This is a genomic window from Pseudomonas sp. MLB6B (genome assembly GCF_054508135.1).
On record NZ_CP199313.1, the window covers coordinates 3,754,457 to 3,776,394 of the forward strand.

Annotated in this window: 19 protein-coding genes and 1 other RNA gene; 14 read left to right on the forward strand and 6 right to left on the reverse strand. The window is 65.0% G+C overall.

Going from position 1 to position 21,938, the window contains the following annotated elements; genetic code table 11:
* Nucleotides 1-350 precede the first annotated feature (350 nt).
* From ccoN to ACSMEV_RS16620, 12 genes are all read left to right on the forward strand, one after another.
* Nucleotides 351-1,796, forward strand: a complete 1,446-nt coding sequence (gene ccoN / locus ACSMEV_RS16565) for a cytochrome-c oxidase, cbb3-type subunit I (protein ID WP_459206123.1) — start codon at nt 351-353, stop codon at nt 1,794-1,796.
* Nucleotides 1,793-2,401: a cytochrome-c oxidase, cbb3-type subunit II gene (gene ccoO, locus ACSMEV_RS16570; protein WP_459206124.1), complete on the forward strand. Its 609-nt coding sequence runs from the start codon at nt 1,793-1,795 to the stop codon at nt 2,399-2,401. Before ccoN ends, ccoO begins: the two co-directional genes overlap by 4 nt.
* Nucleotides 2,401-2,604 (forward strand): cbb3-type cytochrome oxidase subunit 3, encoded by a 204-nt coding sequence (locus tag ACSMEV_RS16575; RefSeq protein WP_459206125.1) that lies wholly within the window; start codon nt 2,401-2,403, stop codon nt 2,602-2,604. The genes ccoO and ACSMEV_RS16575 overlap by 1 nt, the downstream gene beginning before the upstream one ends.
* Entirely contained in the window at nt 2,601-3,572 is a 972-nt protein-coding gene (gene ccoP / locus ACSMEV_RS16580; RefSeq protein WP_459206126.1) for a cytochrome-c oxidase, cbb3-type subunit III, read from the forward strand. Before ACSMEV_RS16575 ends, ccoP begins: the two co-directional genes overlap by 4 nt.
* 246 nt (nt 3,573-3,818) lie before the next feature.
* Nucleotides 3,819-5,231 (forward strand): cytochrome c oxidase accessory protein CcoG, encoded by a 1,413-nt coding sequence (ccoG, locus tag ACSMEV_RS16585; protein WP_459206127.1) that lies wholly within the window; start codon nt 3,819-3,821, stop codon nt 5,229-5,231.
* A gap of 11 nt (nt 5,232-5,242) precedes the next feature.
* Complete coding sequence (locus ACSMEV_RS16590) at nt 5,243-5,770, forward strand: FixH family protein (RefSeq protein WP_459206128.1); 528 nt, start codon at nt 5,243-5,245, stop codon at nt 5,768-5,770.
* Nucleotides 5,767-8,220, forward strand: a complete 2,454-nt coding sequence (locus tag ACSMEV_RS16595) for a heavy metal translocating P-type ATPase (protein ID WP_459206129.1) — start codon at nt 5,767-5,769, stop codon at nt 8,218-8,220. Before ACSMEV_RS16590 ends, ACSMEV_RS16595 begins: the two co-directional genes overlap by 4 nt.
* 40 nt (nt 8,221-8,260) lie before the next feature.
* A complete protein-coding gene (gene ccoS / locus ACSMEV_RS16600; RefSeq protein ID WP_459206130.1) occupies nt 8,261-8,470 on the forward strand; it encodes a cbb3-type cytochrome oxidase assembly protein CcoS in 210 nt (69 codons plus the stop codon).
* Nucleotides 8,463-9,146: a sulfite exporter TauE/SafE family protein gene (locus ACSMEV_RS16605; RefSeq protein WP_459206131.1), complete on the forward strand. Its 684-nt coding sequence runs from the start codon at nt 8,463-8,465 to the stop codon at nt 9,144-9,146. The genes ccoS and ACSMEV_RS16605 overlap by 8 nt, the downstream gene beginning before the upstream one ends.
* 105 nt (nt 9,147-9,251) lie before the next feature.
* Nucleotides 9,252-10,634 carry an oxygen-independent coproporphyrinogen III oxidase gene (gene hemN / locus ACSMEV_RS16610; protein WP_459206132.1) on the forward strand — a complete coding sequence of 461 codons (1,383 nt, stop codon included), beginning with the start codon at nt 9,252-9,254 and terminating at the stop codon, nt 10,632-10,634.
* 280 nt (nt 10,635-10,914) lie between these two features.
* Complete coding sequence (gene fnrA, locus ACSMEV_RS16615; RefSeq protein WP_296268653.1) at nt 10,915-11,649, forward strand: Crp/Fnr family transcriptional regulator FnrA; 735 nt, start codon at nt 10,915-10,917, stop codon at nt 11,647-11,649.
* A 54-nt stretch (nt 11,650-11,703) separates the two neighbouring features.
* Nucleotides 11,704-12,252, forward strand: a complete 549-nt coding sequence (locus ACSMEV_RS16620) for an adenine phosphoribosyltransferase (RefSeq protein WP_296268654.1) — start codon at nt 11,704-11,706, stop codon at nt 12,250-12,252.
* A 45-nt stretch (nt 12,253-12,297) separates the two neighbouring features.
* On the opposite strand, the gene recR is transcribed toward ACSMEV_RS16620, so the two are convergent.
* From recR to dnaX, 3 genes are all read right to left on the reverse strand, one after another.
* Nucleotides 12,298-12,900 carry a recombination mediator RecR gene (gene recR / locus ACSMEV_RS16625; RefSeq protein WP_313740628.1) on the reverse strand — a complete coding sequence of 201 codons (603 nt, stop codon included), beginning with the start codon at nt 12,898-12,900 and terminating at the stop codon, nt 12,298-12,300.
* Between the two features lie 90 nt (nt 12,901-12,990).
* A complete protein-coding gene (locus ACSMEV_RS16630) occupies nt 12,991-13,317 on the reverse strand; it encodes a YbaB/EbfC family nucleoid-associated protein (protein WP_296268656.1) in 327 nt (108 codons plus the stop codon).
* Nucleotides 13,318-13,380: 63 nt separating this feature from the next.
* On the reverse strand, nt 13,381-15,453 hold the full coding sequence (gene dnaX, locus ACSMEV_RS16635) for a DNA polymerase III subunit gamma/tau (protein WP_459206133.1): 2,073 nt from the start codon (nt 15,451-15,453) through the stop codon (nt 13,381-13,383).
* Nucleotides 15,454-15,809: 356 nt separating this feature from the next.
* Here dnaX and ACSMEV_RS16640 point away from each other — a divergent pair, with 356 nt between their 5' ends.
* Complete coding sequence (locus ACSMEV_RS16640) at nt 15,810-17,936, forward strand: TonB-dependent siderophore receptor (RefSeq protein ID WP_459208370.1); 2,127 nt, start codon at nt 15,810-15,812, stop codon at nt 17,934-17,936.
* A gap of 164 nt (nt 17,937-18,100) precedes the next feature.
* On the opposite strand, the gene ACSMEV_RS16645 is transcribed toward ACSMEV_RS16640, so the two are convergent.
* Nucleotides 18,101-18,592, reverse strand: coding sequence for a DUF2938 domain-containing protein (locus ACSMEV_RS16645; protein WP_459206134.1), 492 nt, complete (start codon nt 18,590-18,592; stop codon nt 18,101-18,103).
* 84 nt (nt 18,593-18,676) lie between these two features.
* Here ACSMEV_RS16645 and ACSMEV_RS16650 point away from each other — a divergent pair, with 84 nt between their 5' ends.
* A complete protein-coding gene (locus ACSMEV_RS16650; protein WP_459206135.1) occupies nt 18,677-19,102 on the forward strand; it encodes a helix-turn-helix domain-containing protein in 426 nt (141 codons plus the stop codon).
* A gap of 79 nt (nt 19,103-19,181) precedes the next feature.
* Here ACSMEV_RS16650 and ffs read toward each other — a convergent pair.
* Together ffs and ligA are read right to left on the reverse strand one after the other, a co-directional pair.
* Nucleotides 19,182-19,278, reverse strand: an RNA gene (gene ffs / locus ACSMEV_RS16655) — signal recognition particle sRNA small type.
* Between the two features lie 111 nt (nt 19,279-19,389).
* Nucleotides 19,390-21,729, reverse strand: a complete 2,340-nt coding sequence (gene ligA / locus ACSMEV_RS16660) for an NAD-dependent DNA ligase LigA (RefSeq protein WP_459206136.1) — start codon at nt 21,727-21,729, stop codon at nt 19,390-19,392.
* Nucleotides 21,730-21,938: the final 209 nt, after the last annotated feature.

The window sequence follows — 21,938 nt, forward strand, 5'->3', positions numbered from 1 at the left end:
CGCCTTACCCCCTCTCGCTTCGATCCATCTCCCGCCGACCTCCAATCCTGCGATCACTCGGGCCACGACTGCGACGTTGTGCTCGGTCCGCTCGACCTTTGACATCTCGATCAAACGCCGCAGCAACCCTCGAAAAACATTGACCGAACGATCAGAAAAATCGGAGAAACGGTACACATAACAATCATTTGTTTGTGTACACTCAGCTCACCTTCCCCGGTCGCTGTCGCGCCCACCGGAGGGCCGTGACACGGATCGGCGCCAGTGCGCGTGCGTTGCCAGAGCCCAAGGGCTCACCTCCACGGCGCCGATTGACGACCCACACAACAACAAGACCGTGGAACCCTGCAATGAACACTGTTCTCCGTCCGACCGCGTACAACTACCGGGTCGTCCGCCAGTTCGCCATCATGACGGTGGTCTGGGGGATACTGGGCATGGGGCTTGGCGTCTTCATCGCCTCGCAACTGGTCTGGCCCCAGCTCAACTTCGACCTGCCCTGGGCCAGCTTCGGCCGGCTGCGCCCGCTGCACACCAATCTGGTGATCTTCGCCTTCGGCGGCTGTGCGCTGTTCGGCACCAGCTATTACGTGGTGCAACGCACCTGCCAGACGCGGCTGGTGTCGGACCGCCTGGCCGCCTTCACCTTCTGGGGCTGGCAAGCGGTGATCGTCTCGGCGCTGGTGACACTGCCCATGGGCTATACCACCAGCAAAGAGTACGCCGAGCTGGAATGGCCGGTGGCGATCCTGCTGGCGATCGTCTGGGTCAGCTATGCGGGGGTGTTCTTCGGCACGCTGCTCAAGCGCAACACCAAGCACATCTACGTCGGCAACTGGTTCTACGGCGCGTTCATCCTGGTCACGGCGATGCTGCACATCGTCAACCACGCCTCTCTGCCGGTGAGCCTGTTCAAGTCCTACTCGGCCTACGCCGGGGCCACCGACGCCATGATCCAGTGGTGGTACGGCCATAACGCCGTGGGTTTCATCCTCACCACCGGTTTCCTGGGGATGATGTACTACTTCGTGCCCAAGCAGGCCGAGCGGCCCATCTACTCCTATCGTCTGTCGATCGTGCACTTCTGGGCGCTGATCACCCTGTACATCTGGGCCGGCCCCCACCACCTGCACTACACCGCCCTGCCCGACTGGGCGCAGTCGCTGGGCATGGTGATGTCGATCATCCTCCTGGCACCGAGCTGGGGCGGCATGATCAACGGCATGATGACCCTCTCCGGGGCCTGGCATAAGTTGCGCACCGACCCGGTCCTGCGCTTTCTCGTGATGTCGCTGGCCTTCTATGGCATGTCCACCTTCGAAGGGCCGATGATGGCGATCAAGACCGTCAACGCGCTGTCGCACTACACCGACTGGACCATCGGCCACGTGCACGCCGGCGCCCTGGGCTGGGTGGCGATGATCTCCATCGGCTCGGTCTACCATATGCTGCCGCGCCTCTACGGCCGCGAGCGGATGCACAGTGTGGGCCTGATCAATGCGCATTTCTGGTTGGCGACCATCGGCACCGTGCTGTACATCGCCTCGATGTGGGTCAACGGCATTACCCAGGGCCTGATGTGGCGCGCGGTGAACGACGACGGCACGCTCACCTACTCCTTCGTCGAAGCGCTGCAGGCCAGCCACGCCGGCTACATCGTCCGCGCGCTGGGGGGAGCGATCTTCGCTTCGGGCATGCTGCTGATGGCTTGGAACACCTGGCGTACCGTGCGTGCAGGCGACACGGTCCAGGCCGAAGCCGCCGCACGCATCGTCACCGTGGGGGCGCACCGATGAAACATGAAGTGGTTGAAAAGAACGTCGGCCTGCTGGCGCTGTTCATGGTCATCGCCGTGAGCATCGGCGGGCTGACGCAGATCGTGCCGCTGTTCTTCCAGGACGTCACCAACCTGCCGGTCGAGGGTATGAAGCCGCGCACCGCGCTGGAGGTGGAGGGCCGCGACATCTACATTCGCGAAGGCTGCGTGGGCTGCCATTCGCAGATGATCCGCCCGTTCCGCGCCGAGACCGAGCGCTACGGCCACTACTCGGTGGCTGGTGAAAGCGTATGGGACCACCCCTTCCTGTGGGGCTCCAAACGCACCGGGCCGGACCTGGCCCGGGTCGGTGCGCGCTACTCGGACGACTGGCACCGCGCGCATCTGTACAACCCGCGCAACGTGGTGCCCGAGTCGAAGATGCCGGCCTACCCCTGGCTTGCGGAAAACACCCTCGACGGTCGCGACACGGCGAAGAAGCTCGAGGTGCTGCGCACCCTCGGCGTGCCGTACAGCGACGAAGACATCGCCGGCGCCCGCGACGCGGTCAAGGGCAAGACCGAGATGGACGCACTGGTGGCCTACCTGCAAGGCCTGGGCACCCTGATCAAGAGCAAACGCTGATGGATACCGGAATGATTCGTGGCCTGGGCACTCTGGTGGTGCTGGTGGCCTTCGTCGGGCTGGCCCTGTGGGTATTCAGTCCGCGGCGCAAACAGGATTTCGACGAAGCGACGCAACTGCCGTTCGCCGACGAACCGCCACGCGACGTCGAGCCCACCCAAGAGAAGGCGCCGAGCCAGGCGCCCGGGAGCAAGCAGCCATGACCACCTTGTGGAGCCTCTACGTCAGCGTACTCACCTTGGGCACCCTGGTCGGCCTGACCTGGCTGCTGCTCTCGACCCGCAAGGGCCAGCGCGAGGACACCACCGAAGACACCGTGGGCCACGCCTTCGACGGTATCGAGGAATACGACAACCCACTGCCCAGATGGTGGTTCTGGCTGTTCGTCGCCACCCTGGTGTTCGCCGTGGGCTACCTGGTGCTGTATCCGGGGCTGGGCAACTGGCGCGGCATCCTGCCTGGCTACGCCTACCTGGATAACGACAAACGCACCGAGTTCGCCACTGGCGACAGCGGCTGGAGCGGTGTGCACGAGTGGGAGAAGGAGATGGCCCGCGCCAATGCCCGCTTCGGCCCGCTGTACGCCAAGTACGCGGCCATGCCGGTCGAAGCCGTGGCGCAAGACCCCAAGGCTTTGCAGATGGGCGCGCGGTTGTTCGCCTCCAACTGCTCGGTGTGCCATGGCTCCGACGCCAAGGGCGCCTTCGGCTTCCCCAACCTGACCGACGACGTGTGGCGCTGGGGCGGCGAGCCCGACACCATCAAGGCCAGCATCCTGAACGGCCGCCACGGGGTGATGCCCGGCTGGGCCGCGGTGATCGGCGACCAGGGCGTGGCGGACGTGTCCGCTTTCGTCCTCACCGGGCTCAATGGACGGCGCCTGCCCGAAGGCGCCAACGCCGATGCCGGCAACGGGCAGAAGCTGTTCTCCGCCAATTGCGTGGCCTGCCACGGTGCCGAGGGCAAAGGCACGCCGATGCTGGGCGCGCCGGACCTGACCCGGCCTGCGGCGTTCATCTACGGCTCGAGCTTCGCCCAGTTGCAGCAGACCATCCGTTACGGACGCCAAGGGCAGATGCCGGCCCAGGCGCAGTTGCAGGGCAACGACAAGGTGCATGTGCTGGCGGCGTATGTGTACAGCCTGTCGCACCCTTCCAAGGAGGGCGAATAAGAGGCTCACGGAGCACGGGTCGAACGCTGCCGGGAAGACGTCATCAGCAGGTGATCTGACCTGGGTCAATTGACATTCGGCCATATCACGTTAAATGGCCATCCCCAATGCGGCCTAAGGTCGCAGTGCCGTCCCGGGCGGCTGGCACGGGCGTATCATCCGGCTCGGGGCCAGCCCCCCAGCGATACCGACCGCGGCCGGCATGGATCCGCCGCGGCACTTTCTCCACCGCCGTGGGACATGATGATGAGCAAACAGATTCCAGTACAGGACGTTACCCCACCTGCCCAGGGGATGGTTTCCGTCGACCTCTACGCCGCGCGCAAGAACATCTACACCAAGGCCTTCACCGGCCTGTTCCGCCGCGTGCGCATGGTTGCCGGCGCCGCGCTGTTCCTGCTGTATTTCGGCACCGTGTGGCTCAATTGGGGCGGCCATCAAGCGGTGTGGTGGAACCTGCCGGAGCGCAAGTTCTACATTTTCGGCACCACCATCTGGCCGCAGGACTTCATCCTGCTCTCGGGCATCCTCATCGTCGCCGCCTTCGGCCTGTTCTTCATCACCGTGTACGCCGGCCGGGTCTGGTGCGGCTACACCTGCCCGCAAAGCGTGTGGACCTGGATCTTCATGTGGTGCGAGAAGGTCACCGAAGGCGACCGCAACCAGCGCATCAAGCTCGACAAGGCGCCGCCAAGCGCCAACAAGTTCGCACGCAAGGTCGCCAAGCATAGCCTGTGGCTGCTGATCGGCTTCCTCACCGGGCTGACCTTCGTCGGCTACTTCTCGCCGATCCGCGACCTGGTGTTCGAGCTGTTCACCGGTCAAGCCGACGGCTGGGCGTACTTCTGGGTCGGCTTCTTCACCCTGGCCACCTACGGCAACGCCGGCTGGCTGCGCGAACAGGTGTGCGTGCACATGTGCCCCTACTCGCGCTTCCAGAGCGTGATGTTCGACAAGGACACCCTGATCGTGTCCTACGACCCGCGTCGGGGCGAGGCCCGCGGCGCGCGCAAGAAGGACGCCGACTACAAGGCCAAGGGCCTGGGCGACTGCATCGACTGCACCCTGTGCGTGCAGGTCTGCCCCACCGGCATCGACATCCGCGACGGCCTGCAGATCGACTGCATCGGCTGCGCCGCCTGCATCGACGCCTGCGACACGGTGATGGACAAGATGCAGTACCCGCGCGGGCTGATCAGCTACACCACCGAACACAACCTGTCCGGGCAGAAGACCCGCATGGTGCGCCCGCGGCTGATCGGCTATGCGCTGGTACTGCTGGCAATGCTCGCAGCGCTTGCCACCGCCTTCGCCTTGCGCCCGCTGGTGGGCCTGGACGTCAGCAAGGACCGCGTGCTGTACCGCGAGAACGCCGAAGGCCGAATCGAAAACGTCTACAGCCTCAAGGTGATGAACAAGGACCAGCGCGACCACGTCTACGTGCTCGATGCCAGCGGCCTGCCCGACCTGCGCCTGGACGGCCGGCGCGAGATCGCCGTAGCGGCCGGCGACATCGTCAGCCTGCCGGTGCAGCTGTCGGTCGCTCCCGAAGCGCTGCCCTCGACCACCAACCCAATCACCTTCACCTTGCGCAGCGCCGATGACGACGATGCCCAGGTGCAGGCCCAGAGCCGCTTCATCGGCCCCGCCATCCGCTAAGGGAAACCGCCATGCCCGTTACTGCCAGCAGCCCCTGGTACAAACACCTCTGGCCCTGGATCCTGATCGGCATCCTGACCTGCTCGGTGTGCCTGAGCCTGACCATGGTCGCCATCGCGGTGCGCAACCCCGACAACCTGGTCAACGACAACTACTACGAGGCCGGCAAGGGCATCAACCGCTCGCTCGACCGCGAACTGCTGGCGCAATCGCTGGGGTTGAAGGCGAGCCTGTACCTGGACGAGCTGACGGGCGAGGTGGAACTGCGCCTCGAAGGCCGCAGCGAGCCGGCCAGCCTGGCGCTGAACCTGATCTCGCCCACCCAACCCAGCCGCGACCGCAAGGTGCTGCTCAACCGCGCAGGGCCGGGCCGCTACCTGGGCCAACTGGACGACAAGGTCGAGGGCCGGCGCTTCGTCGAGCTGCTGGGCGAAGAACAAGGCCGGGTATGGCGGCTGTTCGAGGAAGAGAACGTGACGCACGGCGCACGTCTGGAGCTGGGCGACGAGGCGCTGCTCGGAGCCGAGCGCCAGCCATGAGCCCACCCCGCCCTTGCTACCACTGCGCCCTGCCGGTGCCGGCCGGCACCGCTTTCGAGGCCGTGGTGCTGGGCGAGGCGCGTGCGTTCTGCTGCCCAGGCTGCCAGGCCGTGGCCGAATCGATCGTCGCCGGGGGGCTGGAGCACTATTACCGGCACCGCAGCGAAACCAGCGCCAACCCCGCAGACCTGCCCCAGCAGCTGCAGGACGAACTGCGCCTGTTCGACCGCAGCGACGTACAGCGCGAGTTCGTGCGCGAGGACGGCAACTGCAGCGAAACCACCTTGCTGGTCGAGGGAATCAGCTGCGCAGCCTGTGGTTGGCTGATCGAAAAGCATCTGCGTCATCTGCCAGGCGTCGAGAGCGCCCAGCTGAACCTCTCCAGCCACCGCCTGACGCTGCGCTGGGCAGCCCAGACCCTGCCCCTGTCACGCCTGCTGGCCGAGCTGCGGCGCATCGGCTATGCCGCCCATCCCTATCGACCCGACCAGGCCAGCGAACGCCTGGCGGCGGAAAACCGCAGCGCCCTGCGCCGCTTGGGCGTGGCCGGGCTGCTGTGGTTCCAGGCGATGATGGCGACCATGGCCACCTGGCCGGAATTCAACGCCGACCTGTCGCCCGAATTGCATACCATCCTGCGCTGGGTAGCGCTGTTTTTGACCATTCCCATCGTCTTCTACAGCTGCGCGCCCTTGTTCAAAGGCGCCGCCCGCGACCTGCGCACGCGCCATCTGAGCATGGACGTGTCGGTGTCGCTGGCCATCGGCCTGGCCTTCGTCGCGGGCATCTGGACGGCCGTCACCGGGCATGGCGAGCTGTATTTCGATACGGTCGGCATGTTCGCCCTGCTCCTGCTCACCGGCCGCTACCTGGAGCGCCGCGCCCGGCAACGCACCGCAGCGGCCACGGCGCAACTGGTCAATCTGCTGCCGGCTTCGTGCCTGCGCCTGGATGCAAACGGGCAGGCCGAACGGATTCTGCTCGGCGAGCTGCAGGTCGGCGATCGCGTGCAGGTGCCGCCAGGCGCGGTGATTCCAGCCGACGGACATATCGTCGAAGGCCGCTCGAGCGTCGACGAGTCGCTGCTCACCGGCGAATATCTGCCCCTGGCGCGCAGGCCGGGTGATCGGGTGACGGGCGGCACGCTGAACGTCGAAAGCCCTTTGACCGTAGCGGTCGAAACCCTCGGCCCGGCCAGTCGGCTGTCGGCCATCGTGCGTCTGCTGGAGCGCGCGCAAACGGAAAAGCCGCGCCTGGGGCGCATCGCCGATCGCGCGGCCCAGGTGTTTCTGCTCTGCTCGCTGGTCGCCGCCGTGGCAGTCGGCGCCCTGTGGTGGCAACTGGACCCGACCCGCGCCTTCTGGATCGTCCTGGCGATGCTGGTGGCCACCTGCCCGTGCGCGTTGTCGCTGGCCACGCCCACGGCGCTCACCGCGGCGACCGGCACACTGCACAAGCTTGGCGTACTGGTGACCCGAGGCCATGTGCTGGAAGGCTTGAACCAGATCGACACAGTGGTGTTCGACAAGACCGGCACGCTGACCGAGGGCCGCCTGACCTTGCGCGCCATCCGTCCACTGGCAGACCTCGACGCCGACCATTGCCTGGCCCTGGCCGCCGCTCTGGAAACCCGTTCCGAGCACCCCATCGCCCGAGCTTTCGGCCGCGCCGCACAGCCTGCCGATGCGGTACGCGCAACGCCAGGACTGGGATTGCAGGGCCAGGTGCAGGCGCGGCGGTTGCGCATCGGCCAGGCCGCGTTCGTCTGCGCCCTGAGTGGTGCCGACGTGCCGGCGGCGCCTGCCCCCAGGGGGCAGTGGTTGCTGCTGGGCGATCAGACCGGGCCGCTGGCCTGGTTCGGCCTGGACGATCACCTGCGTGCCGACGCCGCCGCACTGGTCGCCGCCTGCAAGGCCCGTGGCTGGCGCACGCTGCTGCTGTCGGGCGACAGCTCGCCGATGGTGCTGGAAGTGGCCGAGCAGCTCGGGCTCGACCAGGCCCAGGGCGGCCTGCGTCCGGACGACAAGCTGGCACGGGTCAAAGCCCTGCAAGCCAAGGGACACAAGGTGCTGATGCTGGGCGACGGGGTCAACGACGTGCCGGTGCTGGCCACCGCCGACGTGAGCGTCGCCATGGGCAGCGCCACGGACCTGGCGAAGACCAGCGCCGACGCCGTGTTGCTGAGCAATCGCCTGCAAGCGCTGGTGGACACCTTCGACCTGGCGCGACGCACACGTCGCAATATCCTGCAAAATCTGCTGTGGGCGACGCTGTACAACGGCCTGATGCTACCCTTCGCAGCGTTGGGCTGGATCACGCCGGTATGGGCGGCCGTCGGCATGTCGGTCAGTTCGCTGATCGTAGTGCTCAACGCCTTGCGCCTGACCCGGCTGCCCCCCTCGCCTACAGGCGGTGAATCCAGGCCATGCCTGGCCGGAGCCCAGCCTTGAAGCGTGCCGCCGCCCTCCTTCCACGCCGAGCGCCCTGACCATGCCTGCCTTGTACATCATGATTCCCGCCGCCTTGCTGATCGTCGGCGTGGCCGTCTACATCTTCTTCTGGGCGGTGGACAGCGGCCAGTACGACGACCTCGACAGCCCGGCGCACAGCATCCTGTTCGACGACCAGGACCCGGCGCACCAAGCCGCGATCGAACCTGACGCCAGCGAGCGACGCGACCCGGGCAAAGCCGATGGCTGACCTGCTGCCGCTGCTGGGCTCTGCGCTGGTGCTCGGCCTGCTCGGGGGCGGCCATTGCCTGGGCATGTGCGGTGGCCTGATGGGCGCCTTGACCCTGGCCATCCCCGCCGAACAACGCAACCGCCGCTTGCGCCTGTTGGTCGCCTACAACCTGGGCCGGGTGATGAGCTATGCCATTGCCGGCCTGGTGCTGGGCTTGGCCGGCTGGGCCGTGGCGAGCACGCCGCTGGCCTTGGGCATTCGGGTGCTGGCAGCGGCGCTGCTGATCGCCATGGGCCTGTACCTGGCCGGCTGGTGGAGTGGGCTGACCCGCGTGGAAGGGTTGGGGCGCGGCCTCTGGCGGCGCCTGCAACCCCTGGCCACGCGCCTGCTGCCAGTGTCGAGCCTGCCGCGCGCCCTGCTGCTGGGCGCACTGTGGGGCTGGTTGCCGTGCGGGCTGGTATACAGCACCCTGCTCTGGGCCGCGAGTCAGGGCGATGCTGGCCACAGCGCGGTGCTGATGCTGGCCTTCGGCGTCGGCACCTGGCCCGTACTGCTGGCCACAGGGCTTGCCGCCGAGCGCGTCACGGCGCTGCTGCGGCGACGCAACGTGCGCCGCGCGGGCGGGCTACTGGTTGTGCTGTTCGGCCTGTGGACGTTGCCGGGGCCGCACCAGCATTTGCTCATGGGCCACTGAGCGGCGCGCCCGTGCGACCGATTTGGCCGTTGATGCAAATCAACATGGCCGCCTGAGCGCCCCCCTAGACTGCGGCCCATGCTGCTTTGTCCAGGGACTGCCCACATGCTCGACGATCTGCGTTGGGACACCGATCTGATCCGCCGCTACGACCTCAGCGGCCCGCGTTACACCTCCTACCCCACCGCCCTGCAACTGCACAGCGAAGTAGGCTCGTTCGACCTGCTGCACGCGCTGCGCGAAAGCCGCCGCGCGGTGCGCCCATTGTCGCTCTACGTGCACGTGCCGTTCTGCGCCAACATCTGCTACTACTGCGCCTGCAACAAGGTCATCACCAAGGACCGTGCCCGCGCCCAGCCTTACCTGCAGCGCCTGGAACAGGAGATCCAGCTGATCGCCTGCCACCTCGACGGCCGACAGACCGTCGAGCAGCTGCATCTGGGCGGCGGCACGCCTACCTTTCTCAGCCATGTGGAGCTACGCCAGTTGATGGGCGCCCTGCGCCGGCACTTCACCCTGCTCGACGACGACTCCGGCGACTACGGCATCGAACTCGACCCTCGCGAAGCCGACTGGTCGACCATGGGCCTGCTCCGTGAGCTGGGTTTCAACCGCGTGAGCCTGGGCGTGCAAGACCTGGACCCTGCCGTGCAGCGGGCCATCAACCGCCTGCAAAGCCTGGAGCAGACCCGCACCCTGATCGAAGCCGCGCGCACCTTGCAGTTTCGCTCGGTCAACCTCGACCTGATCTACGGCCTACCCAAGCAGACCGCCGAAGGCTTCGCCCGCACCGTGGAGGAGATCATCCACCTGCAGCCCGACCGCCTCTCGGTCTTCAACTACGCACACTTGCCGGAGCGTTTCATGCCGCAACGGCGCATCGACGGCAGCGACCTGCCCGCCCCTGCGGCCAAGCTGGAGATGCTGCGCAACACCATCGAGCAGTTGACCACCGCCGGTTACCGCTACATCGGCATGGACCATTTCGCCCTGCCCGACGACGAACTGGCCATCGCCCAAGAGGAAGGCACCCTGCAACGCAATTTCCAGGGTTACACCACCCACGGCCATTGCGACCTCGTGGGCCTCGGCGTTTCGGCGATCAGCCAGATCGGCGACCTCTACAGCCAGAACAGCAGTGATCTGGCCACCTACCAGCAGAGCTTGTCGGGCGCCCAGCTCGCGACCCAGCGGGGCCTGGTATGCAACCGCGACGATCGCATTCGGCGCGCAGTGATCCAGCGACTGATCTGCCATTTCGAATTGGCTTTCGAGCCGATCGAACAGGCGTTCGCCATCGATTTCCGTGGCTACTTCAGTGCCGAGTGGCAAGCACTGCAAGGCTTGCAGCGCGATGGCCTGATCACCCTCGACTGTCAAGGCATTCGCGTACTGCCGGCAGGCCGCTTGCTGGTGCGTTCGGTGTGCATGGTGTTCGACGCCTACTTGGCCCAACACGCGCAACAACGGTTTTCGCGCGTCATTTGACCTATCCTGCAAGCACCAAGGCTTGTACGAAAAGTCTCAAGTCCTAAGGAGGAAATGGTCTTTTTCGGTCTAGTTTCATCGCCGTCGAAGCATCCATTCGTATCGGGTCTAGCGGGCATGGACAGCCCGCCATGGGGCTTGCAGAGAGAAATACCATCCATCCAGGCACCTACCGGTGCCGCCCAAGCCGCGGTGCGCGACCAATGCACCGGCTGGCTACCGCACACCCCGTAAGGTACCCTTACGGCTTATGTGTGCTTTTCCACAAGGATCGAAAGAAATGTCCGAGCCAGTCAAACTGCGCCCCCACACCCAGGCCCACTGCAAGGATTGCAGCCTGGCGCCGCTGTGCCTGCCCCTGTCCCTGAATCTGGAAGACATGGACGCACTGGACGACATCGTCAAACGGGGTCGTCCGCTGAAAAAAGGCGAGTTCCTGTTCCGCCAGGGGGACAATTTCGGCTCGGTGTATGCCGTGCGCTCGGGCGCTTTGAAAACCTTCAGCCTGAGCGACAGCGGCGAGGAACAGATCACCGGCTTCCACCTGCCCAGCGAACTGGTCGGGCTGTCGGGCATGGACACCGAGGCCTATCCGGTATCGGCGCAAGCCCAGGAAACTACGTCCGTGTGCGAGATCCCCTTCGAGCGCCTGGACGAGCTGTCGGTGCAACTGCCGCAGCTGCGTCGCCAGTTGATGCGCGTGATGAGCCGGGAAATCCGCGATGACCAGCAGATGATGCTGTTGCTGTCGAAAAAGACCGCCGACGAGCGCATCGCCACCTTCCTGGTTAACCTCTCGGCGCGCTTCCGCGCCAGGGGCTATTCGGCCAACCAGTTCCGCCTGAGCATGTCGCGCAACGAGATCGGCAACTACCTGGGCCTGGCCGTGGAAACCGTCTCGCGGGTCTTCACCCGCTTCCAGCAAAACGGCTTGCTCAAGGCCGAGGGCAAGGAAGTGCACATCCTCGACCCGATCCAGTTGTGCGCGCTGGCCGGCGGCTCGATGGACGCCTGACGGCAGGATGAATTGGGTATACTGGCGGCCAGATTTCCCCAGGATACCCGCAACATGCACAGCGACACCTTCGACCTCAAAGCCCTGATCCGCCCGGTTCCCGACTTCCCCAAACCGGGCGTGATCTTCCGCGACATCACCCCGCTGTTCCAGTCGCCCCGTGGCTTGCGCTACGTGGCCGACCAGTTCATCGAGCGCTATGTCGAAGCGCCGTTCAGCCACATCGGCGCCATGGACGCGCGGGGCTTTCTGATCGGCTCGATCATCGCCCACCAGTTGAACAAACCGCTGATCCTGTTCCGCAAGCAAGGCAAGCTGCCCGCCGACGTGCTCTCCGAGCCCTACAAGACCGAATACGGCGAAGCCTTCCTGGAAGTGCACGCCGACAGCCTGTGCGAAGGCGACGCCGTGGTGATCTTCGACGACCTGATCGCCACCGGTGGCACCCTGCTCGCTGCCACCCAGCTGATCCGGCGCACCGGCGCCCAGGTGTTCGAAGCGGCGGCGATCATCGACCTGCCCGAGCTGCAGGGTTCGCAGCGCCTGCAGGACATGGGCGTACCCACCTTCTGCCTGACCGAGTTCTCGCTCGCCGAGTACTGAGTTCCCCTGCCCGATCAGGTGCCGGCAAGCCGGCGCCTGCTCCGATCAATACGCCACGGGTCGGCGCCCGGCGAAAGCGTGCGCCAGCGTGCCGCCATCGACCAGCTCCAGCTCGCCGCCCAAGGGCACACCGTGGGCGATGCGGGTAGCAGCGATGTTCTTTTCGGCCAGCAACTGCGCGATATAGTGCGCGGTGGCCTCGCCCTCGACCGTGGGGTTGGTCGCCAAGATCACCTCGGTGAAGGTGCCCTTGGTTTCGATCAGCGCCATCAACTGCGGAATGCCGATCGCGTCCGGCCCCAGGCCGTCGAGCGGCGACAGGTGGCCTTTGAGCACGAAGTAACGGCCACGGTAGCCGGCCTGGTCGACGGCGAACATGTCCATCGGCCCTTCCACCACGCACAACTGGGCGTCGTCACGGCGCGGATCGGCGCACTGCGGGCACAGCTCCTGCTCGGTCAGGGTGCGGCATTGCCGGCAGTGGCCGACGCCTTCCATGGCCTGTGACAGCGCCTGGGCAAGGCGCGTGCCGCCGCTGCGGTCGCGTTCGAGCAGTTGCAGGGCCATGCGCTGCGCGGTTTTCTGACCCACGCCCGGCAGGATGCGCAGGGCGTCGATCAATTGGCGGATCAAGGGGCTGAAGCTCATGGGGCAGACCTGCTCTCAACGGGTGGCGTAACGAACGAGGGAGCCGCAACCCTGCGGCTGCCGCTCCCCCTTCAGACAACTAAAAAACGTTTAGAACGGCATCTTGAAGCCTGGCGGCAGTTGCATGCCGGCGGTCATGCTGCCCATCTGTTCCTTGCTGTTCTGCTCGATCTTGCGCACGGCATCGTTGACGGCAGCGGCGATCAGGTCTTCGAGCACTTCCTTGTCTTCCTGCATCAGGCTGTCGTCGAGGCTGATGCGCTTGACGTCGTGACGGCCGGTCATCACGACACTAACCAGACCGGCGCCGGATTGCCCGGTGACTTCCGCCTTGGCCAGTTCTTCCTGCGCCTTGGCCATTTTTTCCTGCATTTGCTGGGCCTGCTTCATCAGGCCAGCCATGCCACCTTTCATCATGGGGTATACCTCGAGTGGGTCGTAGGCTGTCGCCCGGCCTGCGCCGGACGCATGGTTATTCGTTCAATCGCCCTGCTTCGCCAGGGCCTGCACGGGCTCAATAGTATCCTGCCGCACCGAGGCGCCAAACCGCTGGATCATCTGCTGGATGAGCGGGTCCTGCTCGATCGACACCTCGGCTTCGTGCTGGCGTTCGGCACGCTTGCGTGCAGCGGCCTGGGCCGGGGTCTCCTGCTCCGGGCGCACTAGCTCGATGGTCAAGCCGATGCTGCGGCCCAAGTGCTGATTGAGCGCTTCGTTCAGACGCCGCTGCTGGGTGGTGTTGAACAGCGCGCCTTGCGCAGGGTCCAGGTGCAGCAGCCAATGGTCGCCCTCGGTGGAGATCAGCGTGCAGTTGGCGGCAATGTTGCCCGTCATACCCGAGACCGGCAGCGCCGGGAATAATTCCAGCCATTGCAGAGCCAAGCCCGTAGCCGGCTTGGCGGCAGGCAACGGCTCGGCCGGTGGCTGGGCCTCGGCTTCCTGCACGTGCTCGGCCAGTTCGTCCAGGTAGCTGAACGAGACCGGGTCGGGCGGCGGCGATTCGTAGTCGTCGTCGAGCGGCGCATCGTCGTCGCGCTCCATGCCCGCCGAGGCGTAGGCCGAAGGGTCGAACGGCGGCTCGTCGTCGCGCGGGTCGGACGTGTGGCGAGGCTGTGGTGGCGCCTGCTCACGCGCTGGCTGGGCCGTTTGCGCCACAGGCTCCCAGGGCAGGTCGGTGGGGGCCGGGGCCTGGAGGGGCGTAGGCTCGGCTTTGGCCGCCGAGGGTGCCTTGGGCTGCGGTTGTGCAGTGGGCTGCGCTGGCGCGGCGGCCTTGGGTGGCGCAGCGACAGACGCCGCAGGCTGGGCCGCCGCCGGCGCCATCGCCAATGCCGCTCGATCCGATGGCGGCGGCGCTTCGGCTACAGGCTCGGCGACTGCGGAACGCGCCGCTGCCACCGCTTTGGAGGAATCAGCTGTGGCTTGGCTGATCCCCACCGGCTTTAGCGTAGCCCTCGGCGCGTCGTCGGCATCGGCAGGCCGGAACGCCAGCATGCGCAGCAGCACCATCTCGAAGCCGCCCCGCGGCTCAGGCGCCAAGGGCAGGTCGCGCCGGCCGATCAAGCCCATCTGGTAATAGAACTGCACGTCTTCGGCCGGCAACGCCTGGGCCAGGTTCAACACCTGCTCGCGGTCGCCATGGCCGTTGTCGACCGCTTCGGGCAACGCCTGGGCGATGGCCACGCGGTGCAGCACGTTAAGCATTTCGGCCAGCACGCCGCTCCAATCCGGCCCCTGCTCGGCCAGCTCGCGCACCGCTTCGAGCAAGGCCCGCGCGTCGCCGTCGAGCAGGGCTTGCAGCACGCTGTAGACCTGGCCCTGGTCGAGGGTGCCGAGCATGGCGCGCACGTCCGCCGCCAGCACCTTGCCCTCACCGAAGACGATGGCCTGGTCGGTCAGGCTCATGGCGTCGCGCATCGAGCCGTCGGCGGCACGGCCGAGCAACCACAGGGCATCTTCTTCGAACGGCACGCTTTCGGCCGCCAGCACATGGGCCAGGTGCTCGACCACCCGTTCGGGGGTCATGTTCTTCAACGAGAACTGCAGGCAGCGCGAGAGGATGGTCGCCGGCAGCTTTTGCGGATCGGTGGTCGCGAGGATGAACTTGACGTAGGGCGGCGGCTCTTCGAGGGTCTTCAACAAGGCGTTGAACGAGTGGCTCGACAGCATGTGCACTTCGTCGATCAGGTAGACCTTGAAGCGCCCACGGCTCGGCGCGTACTGCACGTTGTCGAGCAGTTCGCGGGTGTCTTCGACCTTGGTGCGGCTGGCGGCGTCGATCTCGATCAGGTCGACGAAGCGCCCCTCGTCGATCTCGCGGCACACCGAGCACTGCCCGCAAGGGGTGGAGGTGATGCCGGTTTCGCAATTCAGGCACTTGGCGATGATGCGCGCGATGGTGGTCTTGCCCACCCCGCGGGTGCCGGTGAACAGGTAGGCATGGTGCAGGCGCTGGTTGTCCAGCGCGTTGATCAAGGCCTTGAGCACATGGGCCTGGCCGACCATTTCGCGGAACGAGCGCGGACGCCATTTACGTGCAAGAACCTGATAACTCATGAAAAACGTCACGACCTGGGGAGCAAAGAGCGCTAATGCTAGCCGAGCGGGGGAAGAATTGCACCTTACCTGCGGGATGGGACCTGTATTGGCCTTGAAGAGGATCAGGACCCTGGGCATCTGCACTCACGACCGTCCATCGGCAACACGATTGGGAATGGTAAATATTTCTATTTACATAATTTTCACAAACACATAGCCTTCGCTCCGCACTGCCCACCCAGTGCCCTACAAAGATAGGGAATTTTCCCACAAGCCAATACTGCAACACCGTACCCATTTGGGTAGGGTCCGACTGGGCTGTGCCCGAGGGTTTTCCGAGCATGAACCGCTTTCCGCTGCGCCGCCTGGCGCTAATGATCTCGCTGGCCAGCGCCAGCACGCTGGTATACGCCGCCGATGTGGTCGAACTGGGTGCGAGCACCGTTACGGCCGATGCCGACAGCCTTCAAGGGCAGACGACTACCGAGGGGACGCGCTCGTATACCACCGGCGCGATGGGTACGTCCGCTGGCCTGCCGCTGTCGATTCGCCAGACGCCGCAGTCGGTGAGCGTGATTACGCGGCAGCGGATCGAGGACCAAGGGCTGACCGATCTCAACGATGTGGTGAAGTTCGCGCCCGGTATCACCTTGCGCAAGTTCGGCTCCGACCGTCAGGAGTTCCGCGCCCGTGGTTTCCGCATCGACAACCTGATGTTCGATGGCCTGCCGACATCGGTAGGCACCTTCACCCTCGACACCATGGCCTCGCCGGACCTGGCGATCTATGACCATATCGAAGTGGTCCGCGGCGCCACCGGTCTGATGACGGGCGCTGGCGACCCCTCGGCCACGTTGAACCTGGTACGCAAGCGCCCCACCGCTACGCCGCAAGTCAGTGTGACTACCAGCGCGGGCAGCTGGGATCGCTACCGCACCGAGGTCGATGCCTCCAACAAGCTCAACGACAGTGGCACCGTGCGCGGCCGTGTGGTGGCGGCCTACGAGGACAACCAAAGCTTCATCGATGTCCGCGAGAACAAGCGCCAGACCTTCTACGGCATCCTGGAGGCCGACCTGAACGATGCTACGACCGTCACCGTTGGCGCCTCCAAGCAACGCGAGGACAAAACCTCCGACTGGGGCAGCCTGCCAAGCGGTCCGAACGGCGAAAACCTCGGCCTGTCCCGCTCGACCTACCTGGCCGGCAAATGGGCTTATTGGGACCAGGACAACTACACGTTGTTCGGCGACATCACCCACACCTTCAACAACGGCTGGAAAGCCAAGTTCGCCGCGCAGAAGATGTGGAACGAGTCAGACACGTTCTCCAACTACCTGGGTTCGACCAACCCCACCTACGCCTACACCTCGGTGGACGACCTGGGCACAGCCTCAGGCCAATACCTCACTGACGACGATCTGCTGAACCTCGACGCTTCGTTGAGCGGCGCGTTCCAGGCCTTTGGCCGCGAACACCAGTTCCAGACCGGCGTCAGCAAGCGTCATGAGGACTACCACATTCGCGGCGGCTATTGGGAGCTGACGCCAGTCGATATCTATAATTTCAACCCAGACAGCGTGGTCAAACCTTCCATCGAAGACCGTGGCGCTTACGCCAACAAGACGGTTACGACGGAAAAAGCAGGGTATGCCGTCGTTCGCCTCAACCCGATCGATCCGCTGCATGTGATCCTGGGCGGCCGTGTGAGCTGGTTCGACTTCGAGAACGAAACCTACGGCAGCAGCTATAAAGCCACGCGTGAATTCACCCCGTATGCGGGTGTGATCTACGATCTGAACGACACCTATTCGGCCTACGCCAGCTATACCGAAATCTACAAACCTCAAGATACGCTGGACTCTTCCGGCAGCGTGCTGGAGCCTACGACCGGCGAAAGCTATGAAATCGGCCTGAAGGGTGAATACTTCGACGGCGGCCTGAACGCTTCCGTCGCGTTGTTCGACATGACTCAGCAGAACCGTCCTTACCTGTTGTCTGCCGACGTCTCGGGCTGCGCCCCACCGCGCTCGTGCTATGACGCTGCGGGTGAAGTGCGTAGCCGCGGTATCGATACAGAAATCAGCGGCGCCTTGACCCCGGATTGGAATTTCTCGGCCTCTTACGTCTACGTGTTGAGCGAGTACAGCAAAGACGATACTTATCAAGGCAAGCGCTTCGCGCCCGAGCAACCCAAACATTTGTTCAAGGCCGCCACCACCTACAACCTGACCGGCGACTTGAGCAAGTTTCGTATCGGTGCGGACGTATTCGCCCAAAGCGAAACCTATTACCGCGTCGGCACCGGCCACTCGACCCAGGACAGTTACGCCATTCTGGGCTTGATGGCCGGCTACCGCTTCGACGAGCACTGGGACGGCCGCGTCAACTTCAACAACGTCACCGACGAGAAGTACTGGCAGGGCATCCCGAACGGGACCGGCAATGGTACTTACGGCGACCCGCGCAACGTGATGTTCAGCTTGAAGTGGACGCTCTGACGCTTACGCCTCACCGCTATACGCTTTAAACACAACGCCAGCCTAACGCTGGCGTTGTGCATTCAAGTTGCACCTCGCCGCTTGGAACGCATCACCGCTTTGTGCAGCGAAGACGGCTCTTGGTAGGCGTAGCTGCTGATTCGGCAGACCGGAGTAGTGCCTGCTCAACTGCCCAACCCCATCACCCATGCAGTTCCATACAATCCCAGTCCAAACACCCCATGGGTCGCCAAGCTGCGCACACATGCCCGGACCGGTGTTGGTGTGCGCCGAGCGAAGACCCCAGCCCCCATCGCCGGCTGCATCACCAGCAAGGGCAATAGCACAGTCGCCAGACCGAAACCCAGCGCCGGCCCGACCGTGGGCGAGGCCAGCCACGGCACGCCCAGCCAACCCAAAAGCACAGCAGCGAAACAGACGCCAATACTGTAATGCGCCACCCAGCCCAACGGCCGCTCGCAGAGCACGGGACTTGCCTTGGCAATCGCCCCATGGCGCCACTGCCCCCGCGTCAAATGCCCAAGCCAGCGCCCCACCAGCGCATAGTCCAAGGTCCGCACGCCGAGGCACCTGAGCAGCAGCGCCCAGGCATCCATGACCAAGGTGGCACCGACGCCGAGCGCCAGGCTCGTGCCGATGAAGGTTGCGATTTCCATACTTCGATTCTCCGCAGATTGACGTGATCCAGCCTGCGGGGCAGCCTACAAGTTGAAGTCGACTTCAAGTCAAGGAGCCAGCCCATGGACATTTCCGACGTCGCCCGCCGCACTGGCGTACCTGCCTCGACCCTGCGTTACTACGCCAATAAAGGGCTGATCACCCCACTCTCCGGCCACGGCCAACGCCGCCAGTTCGCGCCCGACGTGGTTCAGCGCCTGGCGCTGATAGCGCTGGGCCAGGCGGCGGGTTTTTCCCTGGACGAGGTCATGGCGATGCTGACCGAAGGAGAAGTGGATCGCGCGCGCCTTTCCGAACAGGCCGACCTGCTCGATACGCGGATAAAGCGCTTGCAAGCGATGAGCAAGGGCCTGCGACATGCCGCGCAGTGCCCGCAGACGGATCATCTGGCATGTCCGACCTTTCAGCGGCTGGTCAAGGTGGCGGCCGAACAATCGCACAAAGGCAAGCGGCGCGCAGATGCCATTCAAGCGCTTGAGGCGCGCTGAGGGGCAGATGTGGGATTCGATACAGGAAAGGACGCTACGGTAGGGTCGACAAGATTTTCGACCCCTGAAATGGAGGCAGCCCCACCAGCCACACCCCGGCACACAATGTTCCCGCTGTGGCTGCTTCCTTCCGGATCTGACCAGGTTGACGGGTAATCGTTGCGGGGGGACCGGTAGGGCCACCACTAACGCGGTTCGCCATGTGACGAACTGCGCCATTGTACCCTTCCACAGGGAACTTACAACCTCTGCCTCAAGAAAAAACCATCATTTCTCAATGACTTGCCTCAAAGGGCGATCCCCTGGCCGTCGAGGAAGGCCACGAACTGCTCCTCGTCCAGCACCTTGAGCCCCAGTTCGTTGGCCTTGGTCAACTTGGAACCGGCACCGGGGCCGGCCACCACGCAGTGGGTCTTGCTCGACACGGAGCCTGCCACCTTGGCGCCCAGGCTTTCCAGATGGTCCTTGGCGATGTCGCGGCTCATGCGCTCCAGGCTGCCGGTCAAGACCCAGGTCTGCCCGGCCAGGGGCAGACCTTCGGCGGTCTTCTTCTCGCTATTCCAGTGCATGCCGAACTCGAGCAGTTGCGCTTCGAGGGCACGCGCCAGCTGCTGGTTGGCCGGGTCCTTGAAGAATTCCCGTACGGCGTCGGCAGGCTTGGCCGACAGCGCCTGGCGCAAGTCGATGCCGTCGGCGGCGATGATCGCGTCGAGGCTGCCAAGTTTGGCCACCAGCTTTTCGGCGCCGGTCGGGCCTACCGATGGGATGTCGAGCTTGGCGATCAGCCCGGCCAGGGTGGTGCTGGCAGCGAACTCCGGAGCCAGTTCGCCCTCGTCCTGCAACTGCATGCCGCTGGCGAGCAACTGGCCGATGACCTCACGGTTGTGCTCGGCTTCGAAGAAGTTGTGGATCTCATGGGCGACTTCCAGGCCGATGTCCGGCAGGTAGGTCAGCACTTGCGGCAAGGCCGCCTGCACACGGGCCAAGCTGCCCAAGGAACGGGCCAAGACCTTGGCGGTTTCCTCGCCGACGTCGGGAATGCCCAGGGCGTAGATGAAGCGCGCCAGGGTCGGGCGCTGGCTGGCCTTGATCGCGTCCAGAAGCTTGTTGCTTGATACCTCGGCAAACCCTTCCAGGCCGACGATCTGCTCGTACTGCAACGCGTACAGATCGGCCGGCGAGCGGATCAGGCCTTCGTCGACCAGTTGCTCGACGCTCTTCTCGCCGATGCCGTCGATGTCCATGGCGCGCCGCGACACGTAGTGGATGATGGCCTGTTTGAGTTGTGCGGCGCAGCTCAGGCGGCCGACACAACGGTACACCGCGCCTTCGCTGACCACCGCCCTGCCCTTGCTGCGTTTGACCAGTTGCGTGCGCTCGACCGGCGAGCCACAGACCGGGCACTCGCTGGGGATCTGCACGGCGCGGGCATCTTCGGGGCGGCGTTCGAGCACCACTTGCATTACCTGCGGAATGACGTCGCCGGCGCGACGAATGATCACCGTGTCGCCGATGTGCACGTCCAACCGGGCGATTTCGTCCATGTTATGCAAGGTCGCGTTGGACACCGTCACGCCGGCCACTTTCGCCGGACGCAGGCGCGCGACCGGGGTCACGGCACCGGTGCGGCCCACCTGGAACTCGACGTCGAGCACTTCGGTGAGCTCTTCCATGGCCGGGAACTTGTGGGCGATGGCCCAACGCGGCTCGCGGGCGCGGAAGCCCAGCTCGCGCTGCGAGGCCAGGCTGTTGACCTTGAACACCACCCCGTCGATTTCATACGGCAGCGCCGTACGCCGTTCGCCGATGTCATGGTAATAGGCCAGGCACTCTTCGGTCCCGGCTGCATGCCTGAGCTCGCGGCTGATCGGCAGGCCCCAGGCCTTGAGCTGCTCCAGGGTCTCGATGTGGCTAGGGGCGATCGGCGCGGAGGTCTGGCCGACGCCGTAGCAGCAGAATTCCAACGGACGGCTGGCGGTGATCTTCGAGTCGAGCTGGCGCAGGCTGCCGGCTGCGGCGTTGCGCGGGTTGGCGAAGGTCTTGCCACCGATGTCGGCCTGGGCCGCGTTGAGCCGCTCGAAGCCGGCCTTGCTCATGAACACCTCGCCGCGCACCTCCAGCACATCGGGCCAGCCGGTGCCTTGCAGCTTCAGCGGCACGTTGCGGATGGTCCGCACGTTGCTGCTGATGTCTTCGCCGGTGGTGCCGTCGCCGCGGGTGGCGCCTTGCACGAGCTGGCCGTTGCGGTACAGCAGGCTGACCGCGAGGCCATCGAGCTTGGGCTCGCAGCTGTAGTCCACCCCCGCCTGCTCGCCGGGCAGGTCGAGACCCTCGGTGACGCGGCGGCCGAACTCGCGCAGATCGGCTTCTTCGAAGGCGTTGCCCAGGCTCAGCATAGGCAGTGCGTGGCGCACCTGATCGAACGCCGCCAAGGCCGTGCCACCGACGCGCTGGGTGGGCGAATCAGGGGTCACCAGGTGCGGATGCTCGGCTTCCAGGCTTTTCAGCTCGTTGAACAGGCGGTCGTATTCGGCATCGGGCACGCTCGGCTCGTCGAGCACGTAGTAGCGGTAGTTGTGCTGGTCGAGCTCGGCGCGCAGTGCGTGGATTCGGGTTTCGGCGGTCATGGTCGTGTTCTCTGCAAAGCAAAAGAGCAGCGGCTAGGGCTAATGGCTGTCAGTTAAGCAATCGGGGCCGCTTTGCGGCCCATCGCGGCTAAAGCCGCTCCTACAGGATTACGTCCGTGGGAGCGGCTTTAGCCGCGATGGGCTGCAAGGCAGCCCCAAATAACACTGTTTTAGCTTAACTGTCCGGCGTCATCCGCCAGGGCTGCTCT